Source organism: Pseudomonas sivasensis, from assembly GCF_052938085.1.
Map to the genome: position 1 here is coordinate 117,439 of NZ_CP176442.1, position 20,413 is coordinate 137,851.

Sequence of the window (20,413 nt, forward strand, 5' to 3'; positions counted from 1 at the left end):
TTGAGCTTCATTGGTCTTACTGGTCTGAACAGTGGCATAGCCTTTCGCACCCTTTTCGAGCGCCGGCAAAAACATGCGAGCCCCTTTGGGGCGTGGCTTGCCGCCGGCCGCGAATAGCTTTACAACTAGCCGCTCTGCTGACTGAAACCTTGAGTTTTTTATGAATTCCATCGCCCAAGCCGTACCGGAAGCGGCCCTGCAGGCCATTCGCAAACTGATCAAGGAGCAGGGCTTCGGGCCAGGCGACGCGTTGCCGTCACAACGCGACCTGGCGGTGCAGTTGGGCGTGAGCCGAGCGTCGTTGCGTGAGGCGTTATCGTCCCTGAGTGCGTTGGGCGTGGTCAGCGTGCAGCCGGGCAAAGGCGTATTCGTGCAGGCGGCGGAGGACGCGCCGGGCTTTGCCTGGCCTTTCGCGGCCCAGGCCACGCCGTTGGATATCTTCCAATTGCGCTATGCGCTGGAGGGGTTTGCGGCGGGGCTGGCAGCGGTCACGCTGACCATCGATGAGCTGGACAGTCTTGAGGACAACGTTGAGGCGATGCGCAAGGTGCTCAAGGCCGGCGACTTCGACGCCGCGGCGCGGCTGGACTTCGAGTTTCACCAACGCATCCTGTTGGCCAGCGGCAACCAAGCGATGGTGAGTATTCTCAGTGCCAGCGCCGAGGTGTTCCTGGAAAGTCAGAAATTACCGTTCATCCGGCCAGAGCGGGCCATGGAAACCTGGCAGGAACATCGCAAAATTTTGCGTGCCTTGGCCCGGCGTGCGAGTGCGACAGCGCAGAAAACCATGCAGGAACACGTACGTAATGCAGCGTTACGCACGGGCATTACCTTTGTGAGTCCCGTCGCGTCTTGAATTGGGCTATACCCAAACTCATGCATCACCATAGCAAGACTCAATCAGAGGCGGCTTCCTGAACGGGGGAAGGGCGGCTATGATGGGCAACGTTTTTTTTGCTTACAATCCGGAGACATCCATGAGCAACGATCTTATCAAGCACGTCACCGACGCGACCTTTGAGGCCGAAGTACTCAAGGCTGCTGGCCCGGTGCTGGTTGACTACTGGGCTGAATGGTGCGGCCCTTGCAAAATGATCGCTCCGGTCCTGGACGACATTGCAACTACTTACGAAGGCAAGCTGACCATTGCCAAGCTGAACATCGACGACAATCAGGAAACCCCGGCCAAGCACGGTGTGCGCGGTATTCCTACACTGATGCTGTTCAAGAACGGCAACGTTGAAGCCACCAAAGTAGGTGCGCTGTCGAAGTCCCAGCTGCAAGCTTTCCTCGACGCCAACATCTAAGCGTCGTCAAAAAGGCCCCGCAAATTGCGGGGCTTTTTCGTTAAACAGGGCTAGACGCTCCGAAATTCAGGTGGTACATTCGGCCCCGCACTGGTTTCTCCACTGCCCCCTGCAAGCCGTCGCCGACGCATTCCTTTTCGATTAGTACGCGATCCTGTCGCCTTCTCTGCGGCGCGGCCTCATTAAGCCAAAAGCTTAATTTCCCCCCCTCCATAAATGATTACGTCATTCCTATATGAATCTGACTGAACTCAAGCAAAAGCCGATTACCGACCTGCTCCAATTGGCCGAAGAAATGGGCATAGAAAATATGGCCCGTTCGCGCAAGCAGGACGTGATTTTCTCCCTGCTCAAGAAGCACGCGAAAAGCGGCGAGGAAATCTCCGGTGATGGCGTGCTGGAGATTCTCCAGGACGGCTTCGGCTTCCTCCGCTCTGCAGACGCTTCCTATCTCGCCGGCCCAGACGATATCTACGTCTCGCCGAGCCAGATCCGTCGCTTCAACTTGCGCACCGGTGACACCATCGTTGGCAAGATCCGTCCACCGAAGGAAGGCGAGCGTTACTTCGCCCTGCTCAAGGTCGACACGATCAACTTCGATCGTCCAGAGAACGCGAAAAACAAGATTCTCTTCGAGAACCTGACCCCGCTGTTCCCGACTGTGCGCATGAAGATGGAAGCCGGTAACGGTTCCACCGAAGACTTGACCGGTCGTGTGATCGACCTGTGCGCTCCGATTGGCAAAGGCCAGCGTGGCCTGATCGTCGCACCGCCGAAAGCCGGTAAGACCATCATGCTGCAGAACATTGCAGCGAACATCGCGCGTAACAACCCTGAAGTTCACCTGATCGTATTGCTGATCGATGAACGTCCGGAAGAAGTGACCGAAATGCAGCGCACCGTGCGCGGCGAAGTGGTTGCCTCGACGTTCGATGAGCCGCCAACCCGCCACGTGCAGGTTGCTGAGATGGTGATCGAGAAGGCCAAGCGCCTGGTCGAACACAAGAAGGACGTGGTGATCCTGCTCGACTCCATCACCCGTCTGGCCCGTGCTTACAACACCGTGATCCCGAGCTCCGGCAAGGTATTGACCGGTGGTGTCGATGCCCACGCCCTGGAGAAGCCGAAGCGTTTCTTCGGCGCCGCGCGGAACATCGAAGAAGGCGGCTCGCTGACCATTATCGCCACCGCGCTGGTTGAAACCGGCTCGAAGATGGACGAAGTGATCTACGAAGAGTTCAAGGGTACCGGCAACATGGAACTGCCTTTGGACCGTCGCATCGCGGAAAAACGCGTGTTCCCGGCGATCAACATCAACCGTTCCGGCACCCGCCGCGAAGAGTTGCTGACTGCCGACGACGAACTGCAGCGTATGTGGATCCTTCGCAAGCTGCTGCACCCGATGGACGAAGTTGCAGCCATCGAGTTCCTTATCGACAAGCTGAAAACCACCAAGACCAACGACGAGTTCTTCCTGTCGATGAAGCGTAAGTAATACGACGTTTCAGGTCCGAAAGAATGGCGCCCCCAGGGGCGCCATTTTTTTTTGCGCGTTTTTTAAGCGCATTCGGCAGTCAAATGCACCGCGATAAGCTGCCAGCCAGCCTCAGAGCAGGTAGGATGTACGCCTATTTTACGGGTGGCATGGTTAATGAAATTCAAGGATCTTCGGGATTTCGTGCAGCAACTTGAGCAGCGCGGAGAGTTGAAACGTATCCAGGTGCCGGTTTCCCCAGTGCTGGAAATGACTGAGATTTGCGACCGTACCCTGCGTAGCAAGGGCCCGGCGCTGCTGTTCGAAAACCCGACCGGCTTTGATATTCCGGTGCTCGGCAACCTGTTCGGCACGCCCGATCGCGTGGCGTTCGGCATGGGCGCCGAGTCGGTCAGCGAACTGCGCGAGATCGGCAAACTACTGGCCTTCCTCAAGGAGCCCGAGCCCCCCAAGGGTCTGAAGGACGCCTGGTCGAAGCTGCCGATCTTCCGCAAAATCATTGCCATGGCCCCCAAAGTGGTCAAGGACGCGGTGTGCCAGGAAGTGGTCATCGAAGGCGATGACGTCGACCTGGCCATGCTCCCGGTGCAAACCTGCTGGCCCGGCGACGTCGGCCCGCTGATCACCTGGGGCCTGACCGTCACCAAAGGCCCGAACAAAGACCGTCAGAACCTCGGTATCTACCGTCAGCAAGTGATCGGCCGCAACAAGGTGATCATGCGTTGGCTGAGTCACCGTGGCGGCGCGCTGGACTTCCGTGAGTGGTGCGCAAAACACCCTGGCCAGCCGTTCCCGGTTTCCGTGGCCTTGGGTGCAGACCCCGCCACCATCCTGGGCGCTGTGACCCCTGTGCCGGACAGCCTGTCCGAATACGCCTTCGCGGGCCTGTTGCGTGGCAACCGTACCGAGCTGGTCAAATGCCGTGGCAACGACCTGCAAGTGCCGGCCACTGCTGAAATCATCCTCGAAGGCGTGATCCACCCTGGCGAGATGGCCGACGAAGGTCCTTACGGCGACCACACCGGCTATTACAACGAAGTCGACAGCTTCCCGGTATTCACCGTCGAACGCATCACCCACCGGATCAAGCCGATCTACCACAGCACTTACACCGGCCGTCCGCCGGATGAGCCGGCCATTCTCGGCGTGGCGCTCAACGAAGTGTTCGTGCCTATCCTGCAAAAGCAATTCCCGGAAATCACCGACTTCTACCTGCCGCCGGAAGGCTGTTCGTACCGCATGGCCATCGTGACCATGAAGAAGTCGTACCCTGGCCATGCCAAGCGCGTCATGTTGGGTGTGTGGTCGTTTTTGCGACAGTTCATGTACACCAAGTTCGTTATTGTCACCGACGACGACATCAACGCCCGCGACTGGAACGACGTGATCTGGGCCATCACCACGCGCATGGACCCCAAGCGCGACACGGTGATGATCGACAATACGCCTATCGACTACCTCGACTTCGCGTCGCCGGTATCGGGCCTGGGCTCTAAGATGGGCCTGGATGCTACCCACAAATGGCCGGGTGAAACTACCCGCGAGTGGGGTCGGGTGATCGTCAAGGATGAAGCCGTGACCGCGCGCGTCGATGCGATGTGGAAAGAATTGGGAATAGATTGATGCGTGTAACCCTGCAACCTTCCGGCGCCGTGCTGGAGCTGGTCCCCGGCGAGCGAATCCTCGAAGGGGCGCGCCGCCTGGGCTACGAATGCCCGCAGGCCTGTCGCAATGGCGTCTGCCACGTGTGTGCCGCGCTGCTGGTGGAAGGCCGGGTGCAGCAAGCAGGTGAGGTGCGCGACCACGGTGAGTTCTACACCTGCATCGCCGAACCGTTGGAAGATTGCATTGTGTTGTGGGATGGCGTGTTGGCGCCGGGAGAGTTGCCGTTGCGCAAGTTGTCGTGCCAATTGAGTGAATGCGTAGAGGTCGGTGGTGATGTGTGGCGCGTGCGCCTGCTGGCCCCGGCCGGCAAGGCGGTGCGCTACCACGCCGGGCAATACCTGATGATCGAACGGGAAAATGGCGAAAAATCCGCATTCTCCCTAGCGTCGGCGCCTCACTCCGGGCGCGAGCTGGAACTGCATGTGCTGGCCCGTGAGGACAGCGCGCGCGCCCTGCTGGAACAGCTGCAACGCAATCAGATGGCCCGTGTGGAGTTGCCGTTTGGCGATACCCATCTGGCTGAACTGCCGGACGGTCCGCTGGTGTTGATCGCCGCCGGCACCGGTATGGCACAGATGCATAGCCTGATCGAACATTGCCGCGCCTCCGGCTTCAAGCACCCGGTGCACCTGTACTGGGGCGTGCGACGCCCGGAAGACTTCTACCAGATCGAACACTGGGACCAATGGCTGCAACTGCCAAACTTGTTCCTGCACAAAGTCGTCAGTGATCTGTGCGGTTGGGAAGGACGCTGCGGTTTGCTCCATGAAGCGGTGTGCGAGGACATCGCCGACCTCAAGGCCGTGCACGTCTACGCCAGCGGCTCACCGGCGATGATCTACGGCACGCTGGATGCGCTGGTCGACGCCGGCATGGATGCGCATCAGATGCGCGCCGACGTATTCGCCTACGCGCCGCGCTGATCCATTCCAAGAGCCGCCGGCTTTTTGTGGTGAGCGGGCAAGCCTGCTCATCACAAAAGCCCCGCTCAGTGCTCGCTTAGAAGCGCACGCCGGTCGTCACCATCGCCGCATTGAACCCCAACAACACCAACTCCGCCGCCACCGGCCCGTAATGGGTGCCTACCGACGGAATAATCACCGGCGCCACACCGAAACGGTTCAATGGGATCTTGTCGCGGTACTTGCCGCGATAGCCCTGGATCGCCCCGCCCGTGACCTTCAGGTACACCGGATAGTCGGTCATGTCATAGCGCTTGCCCGCGTAGGCGTAGTACGAGCGCTGGCGGAACGAGTTGCGAAAGGTTGCCCCGCCATACACCAACCCTGAAGCTTCATTGCGCTCCAGGCCAATCAGGTCTTGGTTGTTGTTGTGGTCCTTGTCCGGCGCGAAGTGCCGAGTGTAGACGCTGGTCTGCGCGTACCAGAAGCCCTTGTCGTCTTCGGTGACGGGCGATTCGCCAGCTAGCGCGGTGGTGGCCTGGGCCAGCAATAACAGGCCAGGCAGTCGAAAATTCTTCATGGGTGCGACCTCGGTAGTCGGTTTGATGGGCGGCTAAGTGGGTCGTGATGTGCACCCTATTTTGACGGCTTGGCGCGTGCCCAGGCTGAACCGGGGCTGAAAGTAACGGGATCGCTGCGGATAATCCTGACGGAGGGGGCCCTGGGCTTATGCATTCTCTTATTCCTTAAAGGTATTTAATTTGTTACATGAATATCTTTAAGCTATATCGCAACGGACTACCGATTTTCTGCCAATCACCAACAACTGACCGCCACCGCCCGCCAGCCGGATCGATCGTATGAGCTCAGAGCACTGACGTTCTGATGTTTGATTACTGATTCATAAGGGAAAGGGGAGCGGTATGGGGAGCTACAAGAAACACGCGCTGTACTCGGCGATTTTGTCGGCCAATTTGCTGACCGCTGTGAGCTTCAATCCAGTCTTTGCGGCCGAAACGTCCGCCACCGATGCACCCAAACTCGACACCGTGATTGTCACCGGCACCCGCGCCCAGGAGCGTACGGCCAGTGCTTCACTGTCACCCATCGATGTGATTTCCGGTGACAGTCTGCGCAGCACCGGCTCCGATGAGCTGGGCGCAGTGCTGGCGCGCCTTATTCCATCAATCAATTTCCCACGCCCAAGCCTGGTGGACGGTGCCGAATTGGTGCGGCCTGCACAGTTGCGCGGCCTGTCACCCGATCAGGTGCTGGTGCTGGTCAACGGCAAGCGCCGCCACACCAGTGCCTTCGTCAACCTGGGCGGCGCAGTGGGCCGTGGGTCGGCACCGGCGGACCTGAATGCGATCCCGCTGTCGGCGGTGGACCATATCGAAGTGCTGCGAGACGGTGCTTCCGCGCGCTACGGCTCGGATGCGATTGCCGGGGTGATCAACGTGATCCTCAAGCACGCTGACCATGGCGGCTCGATCTCCACCAAGTTCGGCGAATACAAGAAGGGCGACGGCATCCAGCGTAATGTCAGCGGCAACACTGGCCTGGCATTGGGCGACAACGGCTTTATCAACCTGTCGGCCGAAGGGGCTGACAACGACTACACCAACCGCGCCGGTGATGACTACCGCACCGGAAGCGTCGGCTCTACCACCTATGGCCAGCGCGTGTTCCGCCAAGGTGAGCCGGCCACCAATGAAGGCAAGTTCCAGTTCAACTCCGAATATTCCTTCAACGACGCGGCCGAGTTCTACACCTTCGGCGGTTACAGCAAGCGGCGTGGCGAGACGGCGGCGTTCTACCGCGCGAGCAATGCGTCCAACAACATCCCGGCGCTCAACCCCAACGGTTACCTGCCGCTGATCAAGAGCAACCTTGAAGACACGTCGTTGGTGGTAGGCCTGCGTGGCTTGCTGGCGTACGACTGGCATTACGACCTGTCGGCCAACTACGGCAAGAACCAGTACGCACTCAGCACTGAAACCATCAACACCTCCCTGGGCCTGGCGACACCGCGCAAGTTCGACAACGGCACCCTGAGCAACGACCAGAAGCAAGTCAGCCTGGACCTGTCCCGCGAGTTCGACGTGGGCTGGCTGCCTTACCCGGTGTCCGTGGCGTTCGGCGGTGAATACCTGCATCAGGGTTATGAAATCGAGGCGGGCGAGCCAGCGTCCTACTTCCAGACCGGCAGCTCTGGGCTGGGCGGCTTCCGGGATGCCGACGCGGGCACCAGCTCTCGTCACAATTGGGCGCAGTATCTGGACCTGGAAACCAACTTCACCGAAAAACTTAGCGCCTCGGCCGCCGTGCGCCATGAGGACTACAGTGACTTTGGCTCCAACGTCAGCGGCTCGCTGTCAGCCCGTTATGACTTCACCCCGCAAGTGGCCTTGCGCGGCAGTGTGTCCAACGGTTTCCGCGCGCCGTCCCTGGCCCAGCAGAACTTTGCCTACACCTCATCGCAGCTGATCGGCAGCACCATCCAGGAAGCCGGTACCTTCCCGGCCAACAGCCAGGTTGCGCGCTTGCTCGGTGCTGAAGACCTCAAGGCCGAGAAGTCGCGCAACTACAGCCTTGGTCTGGTACTGGAGCCGGCCGATGACCTGACGGTGACGGTGGATGTGTACCGTATCGACATTCGCGACCGTATCAGCCTGTCCTCCAACCTCGGCATAAACGCGGCGACGCGTGCCTACCTGCAGGCCAACGGCGTGGGCAACATTGATTACACCACCGCCCGCTACTTCACCAACGCCACCGACACCAGCACCGACGGCGTCGATCTGGTAGCCAACTATCGCTACCAATTTGATAGCGGTATCCGCTGGAACAGCACCGTGGGCTACAACTACAACCACACCAAAGTGACCGATGTGAAACCCAACCCGGCCATCCTCGATAGCCTTGGGGCGAACCTGGTGCGGGTGGACCGTCGCGAGCGCATCGGTTTGCTCGGCGATACCACGCCCCAGCACAAGCTGAGCCTGGGTAATGACTTCACCTACGGCAATTGGGCACTGCACAGCAATTTGGTGCGCTATGGTGAGTTCACCAGCTACCAGGCGGACAAGGTCAACGACCAGACTTTCAAGGCCGCCTGGGTACTGGATTTATCGGCTGACTACAAGCTGAAGAACTGGACCTTCACCTTAGGCGGCGACAACGTCACCGATAAATACCCAGAGAAGGTCAACGCCTTCGCCAGCAGTGGTGGCAATTTGGCCTATAGCACTTTTTCGCCGTACGGTTACAGCGGCGCGTTTTATTACGGTAAAGTTGCTTACAACTGGTAACACACAGGAGGCGTACCGCTTTTCGCCATGACCGCCATAGAGACCGATCTTCAGCAGTTGGCTTACCCTCCGCGGCTCGATCTGGGGCCGCAACTCACTCATGAACAGTTAATGAGCTCGATGCAGGCCACCATGGGCCGGCATAAAGGTGGGCCGGTCTGGCTATTTGCGTACGGTTCGCTGATCTGGCGTCCTGAATGCTCGTCCTCCGAGCGGGTGCGGGCGCGGGTCCACGGCTATCACCGCGGCCTGTACCTGTGGTCCCACGAGCATCGGGGCACGCCGGAAACGCCAGGGTTGGTGTTTGGGTTGGATCGCGGTGGCTCTTGCAGCGGGTTCGCTTACCGCTTGCCCGAAGATCAGTTGGAGGCCTCGCTTTACGCCTTGTGGCAGCGCGAGATGCCTTACCCGTCCTACCGGCCGCACTGGCTCAGCTGCCGTCTTGAGGATGGCAGTCAGGTGCAGGCGTTGGGGTTTGTCCTGGAGAGGCACTTGCCCAGCTATGCTGGCAACTTGCCGGATATCGTGCTCAACCATGTGCTGCAAAGCGCTTGCGGGCGTTACGGCACTACTCGCGATTATGTCGAGCAGACCGTAAACGCCCTGCGTAGCCACGCCATGCCAGATAGGAATCTGGAGGCGCGGCTCAAGCGTTGTGCAAAGGGTTGCTCTGGCGATTAACGCGCCGAGCTGACGCTGTTGGTGTGCCACAGCGTTGGGATCAGGAACGCGATAGCCAGCAGGCACGCACCGATCAGCAGTACGAAACCACCGTCCCAGCCGAAGTGGTCCACGGTGTAGCCCATTGCCGCACTGGCTGCCACCGAACCGCCCAGATAACCGAACAGACCGGTGAAGCCCGCGGCCGTACCGGCGGCTTTCTTGGGTGCCAACTCCAGGGCTTGCAGGCCGATCAGCATCACTGGGCCGTAGATCAGGAAACCGATGGAGAACAGCGCAATCATGTCGACCATCGGGTTGCCCGGCGGATTGAGCCAGTACACCAGGGTTGCCACGGTCACCAGCGTCATGAACACCACGCCCGTCAGGCCACGGTTGCCACGGAAGATCTTGTCCGACATCCAGCCGCACAGCAGCGTGCCTGGAATGCCTGCCCACTCGTAGAAGAAATACGCCCAAGACGTTTTATCCACGTCGAAGTGCTTGGCTTCCTTCAGATAAGTTGGCGCCCAGTCCAGCACGCCGTAGCGCAACAGGTAGACGAACACGTTGGCGAAGGCGATGTACCAAAGCATTTTGTTGCGCAGCACGTATTTGACGAAGATTTCCTTGGCGCTGAATTCTTCCTCATGGCTGGCGTCGTAGCCTTCGGGATAGTCGTTCTTGTATTTCTCGATGGGCGGCAGGCCAACCGATTGCGGTGTGTCGCGCATGGTGATGAAGGCAAAGGCCGCTACCGCCAAGGCCACAGTGGCCGGCACGTAGAAAGCTGCGTGCCAGTCGTTGAACCACGCCATGCCCAGCAGGAACAGCGGACCGATCAGGCCGCCACCGACGTTGTGCGCCACGTTCCACACCGACACTACACCGCCGCGTTCTTTCTGCGACCACCAGTGCACCATCGTCCGCCCACTTGGCGGCCAGCCCATGCCTTGGGCCCAGCCGTTGATGAACAGCAGAATGAACATCATGGTCACGCTGGACGTTGCCCAAGGTGCGAACCCGAAAATGAACATCACACCCGCCGATATCAGCAGGCCGAAAGGCAGGAAGTAGCGTGGGTTGGAACGGTCGGACACCAGGCCCATGAGGAACTTGGACAGGCCGTAGGCAATGGCGATGGCCGACATCGCCAAGCCCAGTTGACCACGGGTGTAACCCTCGTCGATCAGGTAGGGCATGGCCAGGGAGAAGTTTTTACGCAGCAGGTAATAACCGGCGTAACCGAAGAAAATACCGGCGAAGATCTGCCAGCGCAGTCGTCGGTAGGTACTGTCTATTTTTTCTTCAGGCAGGGGCGCCTGATGCGCGGCAGGACGAAAGAAAGCAAACATTCAAGAGCTCCAAATTTCTTGTTTTGACTGCGGATGCGAATGTTACAGTTTCGTTACCGAAAATAGCATCGCTTCTCATGCACAAACACAGGAAATGGGAGCAATTGCATGTTCTTTTACGAACATGTCGTAAATGGATAAGTGTGGGTCGTTATCGATTTTAAAGATCGCAGGAGATCAAAGGTGAGAGGGGGCTTGCCCCCGATAGCGGTAGGTCAGCCAGCTTATCTGTAGCTGACCCACTGCCATCGGGGGCAAGCCCCCTCCCACATTTGATTGCATTTCAGGTCGGTTAGCGGGTCTGGACGACGACCTTGCCGACAGCCTTGCGCTGGCCGAGGTCATTGATCGCTTGGGCGGCTTGCTCCAGTGGATACACCTGCGACACCAACGGCTTGAGCTTGCCCTCACCGTACCAAGTGAACAGTTGCTGGAAGTTCGCCGCATTGTCCTGCGGCTGGCGCTGGGCAAACGAGCCCCAGAACACCCCGACCACCGCTGCGCCCTTGAGCAAAGCCAGGTTCACCGGCAGCTCTGGAATACGCCCGCTGGCGAACCCAACCACCAGCAAACGCCCGTTCCAGGCGATGGCGCGGATGGCCTGGTCAAACAGGTCACCGCCCACCGGGTCGTAGATCACATCGGCGCCGTTGCCGTCGGTGAGGCGCTTGATCTCTTCTTTGAGGCTGGTTTCGCTGTAGTTGATCAGTTCATCGGCACCCGCGGCCTTGGCCACGGCGAGCTTGTCGGCGCTGCTGGCTGCGGCGATCACACGGGCGCCCATGGCCTTGCCGATTTCCACCGCGGCCAGGCCTACGCCGCCGGACGCACCGAGCACCAGCAAGGTTTCGCCCGGTTGCAGGTTGGCGCGTTGTTTGAGCGCATGCATCGAGGTGCCGTAGGTCATGCTGAAGGCGGCAGCGGTGTTGAAGTCCATGCTCGGCGGGATCGGTAGCACGTTATAGCCCGGCACCGCGACCTGCTCGGCAAAGCTGCCCCAGCCGGTGAGTGCCATGACCCGGTCGCCGACTTTCAAATGGCTGATCTTCTCACCCACTTCGCTGACCACGCCCGACGCCTCGCCACCCGGCGAAAACGGAAAGGGCGGCTTGAACTGGTACTTGCCCTCGATGATCAGCGTGTCCGGGAAGTTCACCCCCGCCGCGTGTACGTCCAGCAGGATTTCGTTCTTCTTGATCGCCGGGCTGGCGATTTCTTCCAGCACCAGGGTTTCGGCGGGGCCGAAGGCTTTGCACAGCACAGCTTTCATCGGGCTATTCCTTTTGGTGTCGTGGCCGATAAGTGTAGGAGGGTAGGCCCGTGGGTCAACGAGCATGCCCGGCCCTGATAAGCCGCCATAAGCTTGTGCTCTGCCTTGCTAGCGTTATGCTACCCGGCAACCGAATGTGAGGAATGAACTGTGAAAGCGTGGATCCTGTTGATGCTGGCCCTGACCTTGCCCATGGCTGCCCAGGCCGAAGAAGCCAAAGAAGGCGAGGCGCCGAAGGTCAGCTATATCAGCCTGAGCCCGCCGTTCGTGGGTAACTACGGCCTGGACGGCACGGCGAAACTCAAGGTGTTCAAGGCTGATATCGCCCTGCGCGTGACCGGTACCGAAGCCGCTGCTGCTGTCAAAGCCAACGATGCGTTGATTCGTAACCAGTTGGTGGCGCTGTTTACCCAGCAGACCAACGAGGCCATGAGCACCGTCGAAGGCAAGGAAAAACTGCGCCAGGAAGCCCTCAAGCAAACCCAGCAAGTGATGAACGACGAGACCGGCAAGCCGGTGGTGGAAGACCTGTTGTTCAACAACCTGATCATTCAGTAATCAGCCTGGCTGGCGGTTCAGGAAGCCAAACTCTTCCTGAACCGCACCAATGCCACCGCAAAAAACAACAATCCAATTGCCGCCAGCGCCAGCAAGTCCGGCCATACCACACTGACGCCCGCGTCCCGAAACAGGATCGCTGCACTCAGGCTCACAAAGTGCGTCGACGGCGAGCCCTGCATCACCCACTGCAACCACTCGGGCATGCTGTCCAGTGGCGTACTGCCGCCGGATAGCAACAGCATTGGGATAATCACCGGGATTGTCAGCAAGCCGAACTGCGGCGTCGAGCGGGCAAGGGTGGCGAGGAAGATCCCCAGTGCGGTGCTGGCAAACAGGTACAGCGCGGTCACGAATAGAAACAGGCCCATCGATCCCGCCAGGGGCACGTCGAGCAAGCCTTTGACCACCACCTCCAGCGACACCCAAGTACACACCACCACCACCAACATGTTGCTCCAGATTTTTGCCAGCATGATTTCCAGCGCGGTCAGCGGCAGCACCAGCAGATGGTCGAGGGTGCCGTGCTCTCGCTCACGCAACAGCGCGGTGCCGGTCAATACGATGGCGAGAATGGTGATGTTGTTGACGATCTGGATCACCGCCAGGAACCAGCCACCTTCCAGGTTGGTATTGAACAGTGCTCGTGTGGTCAGCAGCGCCGGGGCTTTGCTGGCGGTATCGGTTTGGCCGCTGTAGCTCAGCAACTCCCGTTGGAAAATCCTGCCGATATAGCCCGCGCCCATGAACGCCTGGCTCATTGCCGTGGCATCGACGTTCACCTGCACGCCGGGCTGGCGACCCGCGAGCAGATCGGCCTGGAAGTTGGCCGGCACGTTGATCACGAAGGTGTACTGGCCGCTGTCCATCACCTTGTCCAATTGGTCGTAGGCCAGCGGCGCAGGCGCCTGGAATTCCGGCGGTTGCAGCGCCTCTGCCATCTGCCTGGAGAGCGCGCTGTGATCCTCGTCCACAAAGGCGACGCTGGCGTTGTGTACGCCAATTACAGATCCGGCGGCAGGCATATAGATGGCGACAGTGAAGGCGTAGAACAGGAACAGCAGCAATACGCTGTCGTGGCGCAGGCTGGTGAGTTCCTTGATGCCCAGGCGCAGGATATGAGTGAGCGTGTGCATCAGGCCTCCTGCTTCTTGAGCATGATCAGGCTTAGCCCGGTGAATCCGATGAAGAACCCGAACAGCGCCAGGCATTGCGGCCACAACTGGCGTAGGTCCAAAGCCTTGGTGAACGTGCCGACTGCGATATCCAGGAAGTGCCCGGCTGGAAACAGCATGCCCATCAGTGCCGCCGCGCCTTCCAGAGAGGAGCGCGGCACGATCAGCCCGGAAAACTGGATGGTCGGCAGGCTGGTGATGATCATGGTGCCGAGGATCGCCGCGATTTGAGTACGGGTGAACGCGGAAATCAGCAGGCCCATGCTGGTGGTGGCCAGCACGTAAAGCAGTCCGCCAAAGGCCAACGTCAGGCCGCTGCCCTTGAACGGTACGCCAAACAGCCAGCGATTCATGGCCACCAGCAGCGCCAGGTTGATCAGGCTCACGGCGATGTAGGGCGCCTGCTTGCCCAGCAGGAACTCCAGGCGCGTCAGTGGTGTGGCATAGAAGTTGGTGATCGAGCCCAGTTCTTTCTCGCGCACGATTCCCAGAGCCGTGAGCATCGCTGGGATAAACGCCAGGATCAGCGCCATCACCCCTGGGCCGATGGCATTCACGCTGACCACGTCCTGGTTATAGCGAAAGCGGGTTTCCAGCTTGGCGGCGGCCTGGGTGGTCTGCGGCAGGCTGCTCAGTTCGGCCAGTTGTTGCAGGTTGCCCTGGTGTACCGCTTCTACATAGTTGCGGCTGGTTTCCGCGCGAAACGGCATGCCGCCGTCGAGCCAGGCGGCGACTGTGGGTTGGCGGCCAGCGTAGAGGTCACGGCCAAACCCTGGCGGTATCTCCAGGGCCAGTTTGATTTCCGAGCGCTGCAGGCGCCCGTGCAACTCACTGGAATCCTGGATGGGCGCCTGTTCGGCGAAGTAGCGCGAGCTGCGGAAGGCTTCCAGATAGGCTCGGCTTTGAGGGCTCTGGTCCTGGTCGTAGACGGCAAAGGCGAGGTTTTCCACGTCCAGGGAAATGCCGTAGCCGAAGATCACCATCATGAACATCGCGCCGAGGAGGGCGAAGGCCATGCGCACTTTGTCGCGCAGTAGTTCTTTGCCTTCACGGCTGGCCACGGCCAACAGGCGAGAAAGGCTGAAGCCGCGTTTGCTCACGGGCGGCGCACTGATTTCGCTGACGGTTTTGGCCGGTGCAGCGGGTTCGGGTTCGCCTTGGGCCTGTTCCAGGCAGGTGACGAACGCGGCTTCCAGGGTGTCGCCGTGGAACTGCTGTTGCAGTGCCTCCGGTGTGTCGCAGGCCAGCACTTTGCCGGCGTGCATCAAGGAAATGCGGTCGCAGCGCTGGGCTTCGTTCATGAAGTGGGTGGACAGGAAGATGGTCACGCCTTGCTCCCGAGACAACTCGACCAGCAGCCGCCAGAAATCATCCCGAGCTGCCGGGTCGACGCCGGAAGTGGGTTCATCGAGGATCAGCACTTCCGGGCGATGCAGCACGGCCACGGCCAAAGACAAGCGCTGGCGCAGACCGAGGGGTAATTCGCCGGAGGGTTGCTCGGCTATCTTGCTCAGGTCAAAGCGTTGGATCAATTCATCGATACGCGGCCCACTGTCTGCTTTGGGCAGGTCGAACAGTTGCGCGTGCAGCACCAGGTTCTGGCGCACGCTGAGCTCGCCGTACAGCGAGAAACTCTGGGACATGAAACCCACGCGCTTGCGGGTGGCCAGGTCCTTTGCGTTCACAGGGTTGCCCAGCAGTGTCGCGCTGCCTTCGGTGGCCGGCATCAGCCCGGTGAGGACTTTCATGGTGGTGGTCTTGCCGCAACCGTTGGAACCAAGGAAGCCGAAAATCTCGCCGCGACCAATAGCAAAGCTAACCTTGTTCACCGCCGTGAAATCACCGAAACGCAGGGTCAACTCGTGCGCTTCGATGGCGATATCGGCGTTGGCGTTTTCCCTTGGCGGGATCACCAGCGGCTGGTTGTCATGGGCGCCATCGCCCTGGAAGTGGGTGAAGGCCTCATCCAGTTTGCCGCTCGGCGTCGCTGCCGCCAGTTCGCGACTGAGGCCGTCGGCGATCAGTTTGCCGCGGTCGAGCATCAGGCAGTGTTCAAACTGCTCGGCTTCTTCCATGTAGGCCGTGGCTACCAGCAGCGTCAGTTGCGGGCGTTCGCTGCGTACGGTTTCTACCAGCTCCCAGAAGCGTCGACGGGACAGCGGATCGACGCCGGTGGTGGGCTCATCAAGGATAAGCAGGTCCGGGTCGTGGATCAGCGCGCAGCACAGGCCGAGCTTCTGCTTCATGCCGCCGGAGAGTTTGCCGGCTGGGCGCTCGGCGAAGCGAGCCAGGTCGGTGGCCAGCAGCAGGTTGTGCATGCGCTGGTCGCAGTCGGCTTTGGACAGGCCGAACAGGGTGGCGAAGAAGCGGATGTTCTCGCTGATGGACAGCTCGGGGTACAGGTTGCCACCCAAACCCTGAGGCATGAAGGCGATGCGCGGGTACAGGCTGTTGCGGTGACGGCGATCCTGAATGGAGCCGCCGAGTACCTCCAATTGGCCGGCCTGGAGTTTCTTAACGCCGGCGATCAACCCCAACAAACTCGACTTGCCCGCACCATCCGGGCCGATCAGCCCGCAGCGTGTACCGGCGGGCAGGCTGAAGGCGATGTCGATCAGCGCCTGTTGTTTGCCGTAATGGTGGTTGATGCCTTTGGCGTGCAGCGCCAGGCCGGTCATTGCAGATTGGCCGGCCAGTCGATATCAGCTGTGCGCACATAGCCGGAGCCGGGCATGCCCGGTTTGGCTTGGGGCACGGCGCTCGGTTGAGTCAGGTGCAATTTGACGCGGAATACCAGTTTCTGGCGTTCGTCGCGGGTCTCCACTTCCTTGGGAGTGAACTGCGACTTGGCGGCGACAAAACTGATCTTGGCCGGCAACGGCTGCTGGGGCAGGGCGTCGAGCAGAATCCGCGCGTCACTGCCGACGGTCAGGCGTCCGGTCACGGAGGCGGGCAGATAGAGGTTCATGTACTGATCATTGGGGTCGATCAGCAGCAACACGCGCCCGCCCGCGCCAAGCACTTCACCCGGTTCGGCCAGGCGCAGTTGGATAATGCCGTCGATAGGCGCGCGCAGGCTGCTGTCGTCGATTTCACTGGTGAGCTGCGCGACCTGGGCTTGTGCGGCACCGATGGTGGCTTTTGCCGAATTGACCTGGGCCTGGGCGGCGGTCACGGCGGCGTTGCCGGTGTTCTGGCGGGCTTGCTGCTGGTCGATCAACTGGCCGCTGGCGAAGCCGCGTTTGTACAGCTCCTGGGTACGCTTGAGTTCCTGGTTGGCCAGCAGTTGTTCGCTCTGGCGCAGTTGCACGTTGGCCTCGGCGGCGGCGAAGTTCTCCTTGGCCCGCAGCACTTCGGCTTCGGCCTGGGCGCGCTGGGCTTCCAGCGTACGGGTGTCCATGCGCGCCAGCAGTTGGCCCTTGAGGACCTTGTCGCCTTCGTCGACCCGCACTTCGGCCAGGCGCCCTGGGATCTTGGCGGCGATCTGCACTTCGGTGGATTCCAGGCGGCCATTGCCCATGCCCAGACCTTCGGGCAGACGGTCCTGGGTGGAGCGCCAGTAACCGAAGCCGCCGGCACCGAGCAACAACGCGATCAAGAGAACGGCAAACAGGTGGGAAGAGCGGGGTGTGGTCGACATGGGTGCATCCTGCGGCTTTAGCATCCTAGTTTGATCGGTGCTGCCCAAGGGGCGTTGATACCGATCAAATGAAGCGCAAGCCTAACCCGGTTAAAGGGCAGATGCATGCGTCGAGCGCGTGACCGCAGGGTTCTCGTCAGCGCAGCGCCAGCACCGTCGCCCATTGCTCGGCGGTGACCGGCATCACCGACAGGCGGCTGCCTTTTTGCACCAGGGGCAATTCAGCGAGGGCGGTTTGCTGTTTCAGGTAGCCGAGCCCCAGCACCTTGGGGAAGGTTTGGACGTGCGCGACGTTGATCGCAGTCCACGGGTTTTTCTCCGGGGTGGCTTTGGCGTCGAAATAGTGGCTGTCCGGTTCCAGTGCGGTCGGATCCGGGTAGGCCGCTTCGACAATTTTGCCGATACCCGCAATGCCTGGCTCTGGGCAACTGGAGTGATAGAAGAAAAACTCATCGCCCACGGCCATGGCGCGTAGGAAGTTGCGAGCCTGGTAGTTGCGTACGCCGTCCCAGCGCGCTTCGCCAAGCTTTTCCAGGCCGCTGATGGACAGTTCGTCGGGCTCGGATTTCATCAGCCAGTAGGCCATTTTTGGGCTCCTGAAAAAGGCAGTGGGCAAGTTGTCAGGCAATTTGATGACAAACCGACAGTCGGTTGGCGCCAAGGTTTGCGTGTTGGTTCACGTTACCGCAAAATGCCGGCCTTTAAGCTTGACGCAGCTGCAACGGACTACTTTGGAACGTTGTTGTCATCGTGTACGAGATGCCTGAAGGGGGGCAATCGATGCAACGTAAACCGGATTTACTATGGATTTTGGTGATTTTGTTTGGTCTGGGCGTCGTGACCACCGGGTATGCCCAAAGCTTGTGGTCGAACAAGACCGATGCTCCCGTTGAACTGGCTCAACAGCAGCCGCAACCGTTCAAGCGTTAAGCCTTCTTCAAGACGCCGCTGCTTCAAGCGGCGTTTTTGCGACATACCACTGCTTATCAGTGACAGTGCCAGCCAATGGCACATCCCAACTGGCTTGTGCCAATCGATCGACCTTCTGACATTCATGGGCCAGGCCTAGCAGCGTCGGCTTGCGCCAGCTTTGACGGCGTGCCAGATACGCCAGGCTGCGGTCGTAGAAACCGCCGCCCATGCCCAGGCGGCCACCTGCGTCATCGAATCCCACTAACGGCAGCAACACCAGGTCCAGTGCCCACACCTTGCGCTGGCGCTTGGCATTGACCCTTGGTTCCAGAATCCGAAAGCGGTTGGGCAGCAGCTTGTCCCCAGGCTTCACGCGCTGGAACACCATCTTGGTACGCGGCCAAGCGCTGAGCACCGGCAGATAGGTGGCCTTGCCCCGGCGCTGAGCGGCGCGCAGCAGCAGGCGCGGATCGATTTCACCGTCCGTCGGTAGATACAAGGAAATATGTTTGGCCCGGCGAAACAGCGGGTGCTGTGCCAGTTGCCGATACAGGCCGTGGGCGGCTTGGCGCTGCTCGCTCGGCGTAAGGGCGCGGCGGGCGTTGCGTAACATGCGTCGAAGTTGCGGACGGGAAAGCGGCGCAGGTTCGGTCATGGTTTTTCGGCTCATAAAACAATGCCAGTCCTTAAGACTGGCATTGAGTTTGGAATTCAGGCTCCCCGACAGAACCGCTGTCGACTAAGCCCTTGAACCCGAAAGTTCAAGGTGGAAGAAGCAGTAGGCTTTAAGGCTTTCCGTCTAGCGGACATGCACACCAGCCCAACGTGCAACTTCCAGGGTAGTGCGAATCGGCTCCGGGACATCGCCGACTGGCAAGCACGCCAGGGAGTGGGGCGAGTATACCTTAAACAGTCGCGGGGATCAGCCCTTGGGTTGCTCTGTGTCGCTGGAAAGCACCAGATCAACACGTTCGAGCAGATCGCGAACCTGCTCGCGGGTCGAGCCGCTGGCCTGCACGTCAGGGCGTTCCTGCTTATGCAGCAGATCGTGGGTGATGTTCAGCGCGGCCATCACGGCGATACGGTCGGCGCCGATCACTTTGCCGCTGCTGCGGATTTCACGCATTTTGCCATCCAGGTAACGGGCGGCGCTCACCAGGTTGTTGCGCTCTTCCTGGGGACAGATGATCGAATATTCTTTGTCGAGGATCTGCACGGTGACGCTATTGCTTGAACTCATGAGTCTTGCTCCAGGGCCTTCAGGCGCGAAATCATCGATTCGACCTTACGCCGGGCGATTTCGTTTTTTTCAATGAGGTGAGCGCGTTCCTCGCGCCAGGTCTTTTCCTGAGCTAATAGGAGTCCGTTTTGACTCTTAAGTTGCTCGACCCGAGTAATTAGCAATTCGAGTCTGGCCATCAGCGCTTGCAGGTCGGTGTCTTCCATTGGGTTCCACTGGATTTTGTCTGATGAATGGCAACTGCAGGATAAACGATCTGACGCCCTTGATAGTCTTGGTACGTCTGCCGGTGCTAGGATACAGCGCTCCATTCTAGACATTGCGCCGTCTGGCGCCTAGCTCACCATGCCCATTCAGAACTCCCCGTACGATGCTTTTTCCAAACTGCTGAGCACCAGCGGCCACCCATGCTCGCCTGCCGAACTGCACGGCGTGCTGTTGGGTCGCAGCTGCACCGGTGTTGGCTTTGATGCCGACAACTGGTTGGCCGATGTCGCCGAGCTGTTGGAAACCGAACCGACCGACAACGTGCGTAACGCGCTGATCGGCCTGCAAGAGATGGTCAAGGGCGAACTGACCGGTGATGACGTCACCGTAGTCCTGTTGCTACCGACCGACGACGCTCCGCTCACCGAACGCGCCGCCGCATTGGGCCAATGGTGCCAGGGTTTCCTCCACGGTTTCGGCGTGAACGCCGGCGGCCTGGAGCTGAGCACCGACGCGAAGGAAGTGCTGCAGGACCTCGCCGCGATCTCCCAAGTGCAAGATGCGCTGGAAGAGTCCGAAGACGGCGAAGGCGACTACATGGAAGTCATGGAATACCTGCGCGTCGCGCCGTTGCTGCTGTTCACCGAGACCAAGAAGTCCGCTGAGCCTGCTGCACCCAAGCCGTCGCTGCACTAAGAAAGGAAGCCCATCTGCCC

At 60.0% G+C, this 20,413-nt stretch carries 20 protein-coding genes and 1 other RNA gene; 10 read left to right on the forward strand and 11 right to left on the reverse strand.

Annotated elements, in window-relative coordinates; all coding sequences use genetic code 11:
- Positions 1 to 160: 160 nt before the first annotated feature.
- The 5 genes from ACKZ62_RS00570 (at position 161) to ACKZ62_RS00590 (ending at position 5,390) form a co-directional block, all read left to right on the forward strand.
- Positions 161 to 856 carry an FCD domain-containing protein gene (locus ACKZ62_RS00570; protein WP_122756252.1) on the forward strand — a complete coding sequence of 232 codons (696 nt, stop codon included), beginning with the start codon at positions 161 to 163 and terminating at the stop codon, positions 854 to 856.
- Positions 857 to 977: 121 nt separating this feature from the next.
- Positions 978 to 1,307 (forward strand): thioredoxin TrxA, encoded by a 330-nt coding sequence (gene trxA, locus ACKZ62_RS00575; RefSeq protein ID WP_015886460.1) that lies wholly within the window; start codon positions 978 to 980, stop codon positions 1,305 to 1,307.
- Between the two features lie 235 nt (positions 1,308 to 1,542).
- The gene (gene rho / locus ACKZ62_RS00580; protein WP_003176825.1) at positions 1,543 to 2,802 is read left to right on the forward strand and encodes a transcription termination factor Rho; all 1,260 of its coding nucleotides are present in this window, start codon (positions 1,543 to 1,545) and stop codon (positions 2,800 to 2,802) included.
- Between the two features lie 156 nt (positions 2,803 to 2,958).
- Positions 2,959 to 4,425, forward strand: coding sequence for a 4-hydroxy-3-polyprenylbenzoate decarboxylase (gene ubiD, locus ACKZ62_RS00585; protein ID WP_447096210.1), 1,467 nt, complete (start codon positions 2,959 to 2,961; stop codon positions 4,423 to 4,425).
- Positions 4,425 to 5,390: a CDP-6-deoxy-delta-3,4-glucoseen reductase gene (locus ACKZ62_RS00590; RefSeq protein ID WP_032884304.1), complete on the forward strand. Its 966-nt coding sequence runs from the start codon at positions 4,425 to 4,427 to the stop codon at positions 5,388 to 5,390. The genes ubiD and ACKZ62_RS00590 overlap by 1 nt, the downstream gene beginning before the upstream one ends.
- Positions 5,391 to 5,466: 76 nt before the next feature.
- On the opposite strand, the gene ACKZ62_RS00595 is transcribed toward ACKZ62_RS00590, so the two are convergent.
- A complete protein-coding gene (locus tag ACKZ62_RS00595; protein ID WP_032884303.1) occupies positions 5,467 to 5,949 on the reverse strand; it encodes a hypothetical protein in 483 nt (160 codons plus the stop codon).
- Positions 5,950 to 6,292: 343 nt separating this feature from the next.
- Between ACKZ62_RS00595 and ACKZ62_RS00600 the strand changes: the two genes are divergently transcribed.
- Together ACKZ62_RS00600 and ACKZ62_RS00605 are read left to right on the forward strand one after the other, a co-directional pair.
- Complete coding sequence (locus ACKZ62_RS00600) at positions 6,293 to 8,680, forward strand: TonB-dependent receptor plug domain-containing protein (RefSeq protein ID WP_447096211.1); 2,388 nt, start codon at positions 6,293 to 6,295, stop codon at positions 8,678 to 8,680.
- 27 nt (positions 8,681 to 8,707) lie between these two features.
- Positions 8,708 to 9,361: a gamma-glutamylcyclotransferase gene (locus ACKZ62_RS00605; RefSeq protein WP_122754207.1), complete on the forward strand. Its 654-nt coding sequence runs from the start codon at positions 8,708 to 8,710 to the stop codon at positions 9,359 to 9,361.
- On the opposite strand, the gene glpT is transcribed toward ACKZ62_RS00605, so the two are convergent.
- Together glpT and ACKZ62_RS00615 are read right to left on the reverse strand one after the other, a co-directional pair.
- Complete coding sequence (glpT, locus tag ACKZ62_RS00610) at positions 9,358 to 10,695, reverse strand: glycerol-3-phosphate transporter (RefSeq protein ID WP_447096212.1); 1,338 nt, start codon at positions 10,693 to 10,695, stop codon at positions 9,358 to 9,360. The genes ACKZ62_RS00605 and glpT overlap by 4 nt on opposite strands.
- A 292-nt stretch (positions 10,696 to 10,987) precedes the next feature.
- Positions 10,988 to 11,965: an NADPH:quinone oxidoreductase family protein gene (locus ACKZ62_RS00615; protein WP_032884298.1), complete on the reverse strand. Its 978-nt coding sequence runs from the start codon at positions 11,963 to 11,965 to the stop codon at positions 10,988 to 10,990.
- A gap of 150 nt (positions 11,966 to 12,115) precedes the next feature.
- Here ACKZ62_RS00615 and ACKZ62_RS00620 point away from each other — a divergent pair, with 150 nt between their 5' ends.
- Positions 12,116 to 12,523, forward strand: coding sequence for a flagellar basal body-associated protein FliL (locus tag ACKZ62_RS00620; protein WP_032884296.1), 408 nt, complete (start codon positions 12,116 to 12,118; stop codon positions 12,521 to 12,523).
- A gap of 17 nt (positions 12,524 to 12,540) precedes the next feature.
- Here the strand turns inward: ACKZ62_RS00620 and ACKZ62_RS00625 are convergent, their stop codons facing one another.
- The 4 genes from ACKZ62_RS00625 to ACKZ62_RS00640 form a co-directional block, all read right to left on the reverse strand.
- The gene (locus ACKZ62_RS00625) at positions 12,541 to 13,659 is read right to left on the reverse strand and encodes an ABC transporter permease (protein ID WP_447096213.1); all 1,119 of its coding nucleotides are present in this window, start codon (positions 13,657 to 13,659) and stop codon (positions 12,541 to 12,543) included.
- Positions 13,659 to 16,376, reverse strand: coding sequence for a ribosome-associated ATPase/putative transporter RbbA (gene rbbA / locus ACKZ62_RS00630; protein WP_447096214.1), 2,718 nt, complete (start codon positions 16,374 to 16,376; stop codon positions 13,659 to 13,661). The genes ACKZ62_RS00625 and rbbA overlap by 1 nt, the downstream gene beginning before the upstream one ends.
- Complete coding sequence (locus tag ACKZ62_RS00635) at positions 16,373 to 17,338, reverse strand: HlyD family secretion protein (protein WP_095185174.1); 966 nt, start codon at positions 17,336 to 17,338, stop codon at positions 16,373 to 16,375. Before ACKZ62_RS00635 ends, rbbA begins: the two co-directional genes overlap by 4 nt.
- A 136-nt stretch (positions 17,339 to 17,474) precedes the next feature.
- Positions 17,475 to 17,924 (reverse strand): EVE domain-containing protein, encoded by a 450-nt coding sequence (locus tag ACKZ62_RS00640; RefSeq protein ID WP_095185173.1) that lies wholly within the window; start codon positions 17,922 to 17,924, stop codon positions 17,475 to 17,477.
- 194 nt (positions 17,925 to 18,118) lie between these two features.
- Between ACKZ62_RS00640 and ACKZ62_RS00645 the strand changes: the two genes are divergently transcribed.
- Positions 18,119 to 18,268: a hypothetical protein gene (locus ACKZ62_RS00645; RefSeq protein WP_010207387.1), complete on the forward strand. Its 150-nt coding sequence runs from the start codon at positions 18,119 to 18,121 to the stop codon at positions 18,266 to 18,268.
- Positions 18,269 to 18,275: 7 nt separating this feature from the next.
- Here the strand turns inward: ACKZ62_RS00645 and ACKZ62_RS00650 are convergent, their stop codons facing one another.
- From ACKZ62_RS00650 to ACKZ62_RS00665, 4 genes are all read right to left on the reverse strand, one after another.
- On the reverse strand, positions 18,276 to 18,905 hold the full coding sequence (locus ACKZ62_RS00650; RefSeq protein ID WP_032884520.1) for a 5-formyltetrahydrofolate cyclo-ligase: 630 nt from the start codon (positions 18,903 to 18,905) through the stop codon (positions 18,276 to 18,278).
- Between the two features lie 58 nt (positions 18,906 to 18,963).
- Positions 18,964 to 19,142: non-coding RNA, 6S RNA (gene ssrS, locus ACKZ62_RS00655), on the reverse strand.
- A 30-nt stretch (positions 19,143 to 19,172) separates the two neighbouring features.
- Positions 19,173 to 19,490 (reverse strand): cell division protein ZapA, encoded by a 318-nt coding sequence (locus tag ACKZ62_RS00660; protein ID WP_027608375.1) that lies wholly within the window; start codon positions 19,488 to 19,490, stop codon positions 19,173 to 19,175.
- Positions 19,487 to 19,696, reverse strand: a complete 210-nt coding sequence (locus ACKZ62_RS00665) for a TIGR02449 family protein (protein ID WP_007982902.1) — start codon at positions 19,694 to 19,696, stop codon at positions 19,487 to 19,489. The genes ACKZ62_RS00660 and ACKZ62_RS00665 overlap by 4 nt, the downstream gene beginning before the upstream one ends.
- A gap of 139 nt (positions 19,697 to 19,835) precedes the next feature.
- On the opposite strand from ACKZ62_RS00665, the gene ACKZ62_RS00670 reads away from it, so the two are divergent.
- Positions 19,836 to 20,393, forward strand: coding sequence for a YecA/YgfB family protein (locus ACKZ62_RS00670; RefSeq protein WP_015886444.1), 558 nt, complete (start codon positions 19,836 to 19,838; stop codon positions 20,391 to 20,393).
- Positions 20,394 to 20,413: the final 20 nt, after the last annotated feature.

Coding starts and splice junctions, on each gene's coding strand:
- ACKZ62_RS00570 (WP_122756252.1), top strand. CDS start 161: ATGAATTCCATCGCCCAAGCCGTACCGGAAGCGGCCCTGCAGGCCATT.
- trxA (WP_015886460.1), top strand. CDS start 978: ATGAGCAACGATCTTATCAAGCACGTCACCGACGCGACCTTTGAGGCC.
- rho (WP_003176825.1), top strand. CDS start 1,543: ATGAATCTGACTGAACTCAAGCAAAAGCCGATTACCGACCTGCTCCAA.
- ubiD (WP_447096210.1), top strand. CDS start 2,959: ATGAAATTCAAGGATCTTCGGGATTTCGTGCAGCAACTTGAGCAGCGC.
- ACKZ62_RS00590 (WP_032884304.1), top strand. CDS start 4,425: ATGCGTGTAACCCTGCAACCTTCCGGCGCCGTGCTGGAGCTGGTCCCC.
- ACKZ62_RS00595 (WP_032884303.1), bottom strand. CDS start 5,949: ATGAAGAATTTTCGACTGCCTGGCCTGTTATTGCTGGCCCAGGCCACC.
- ACKZ62_RS00600 (WP_447096211.1), top strand. CDS start 6,293: ATGGGGAGCTACAAGAAACACGCGCTGTACTCGGCGATTTTGTCGGCC.
- ACKZ62_RS00605 (WP_122754207.1), top strand. CDS start 8,708: ATGACCGCCATAGAGACCGATCTTCAGCAGTTGGCTTACCCTCCGCGG.
- glpT (WP_447096212.1), bottom strand. CDS start 10,695: ATGTTTGCTTTCTTTCGTCCTGCCGCGCATCAGGCGCCCCTGCCTGAA.
- ACKZ62_RS00615 (WP_032884298.1), bottom strand. CDS start 11,965: ATGAAAGCTGTGCTGTGCAAAGCCTTCGGCCCCGCCGAAACCCTGGTG.
- ACKZ62_RS00625 (WP_447096213.1), bottom strand. CDS start 13,659: ATGCACACGCTCACTCATATCCTGCGCCTGGGCATCAAGGAACTCACC.
- rbbA (WP_447096214.1), bottom strand. CDS start 16,376: ATGACCGGCCTGGCGCTGCACGCCAAAGGCATCAACCACCATTACGGC.
- ACKZ62_RS00635 (WP_095185174.1), bottom strand. CDS start 17,338: ATGTCGACCACACCCCGCTCTTCCCACCTGTTTGCCGTTCTCTTGATC.
- ACKZ62_RS00640 (WP_095185173.1), bottom strand. CDS start 17,924: ATGGCCTACTGGCTGATGAAATCCGAGCCCGACGAACTGTCCATCAGC.
- ACKZ62_RS00645 (WP_010207387.1), top strand. CDS start 18,119: ATGCAACGTAAACCGGATTTACTATGGATTTTGGTGATTTTGTTTGGT.
- ACKZ62_RS00650 (WP_032884520.1), bottom strand. CDS start 18,905: ATGACCGAACCTGCGCCGCTTTCCCGTCCGCAACTTCGACGCATGTTA.
- ACKZ62_RS00660 (WP_027608375.1), bottom strand. CDS start 19,490: ATGAGTTCAAGCAATAGCGTCACCGTGCAGATCCTCGACAAAGAATAT.
- ACKZ62_RS00665 (WP_007982902.1), bottom strand. CDS start 19,696: ATGGAAGACACCGACCTGCAAGCGCTGATGGCCAGACTCGAATTGCTA.
- ACKZ62_RS00670 (WP_015886444.1), top strand. CDS start 19,836: ATGCCCATTCAGAACTCCCCGTACGATGCTTTTTCCAAACTGCTGAGC.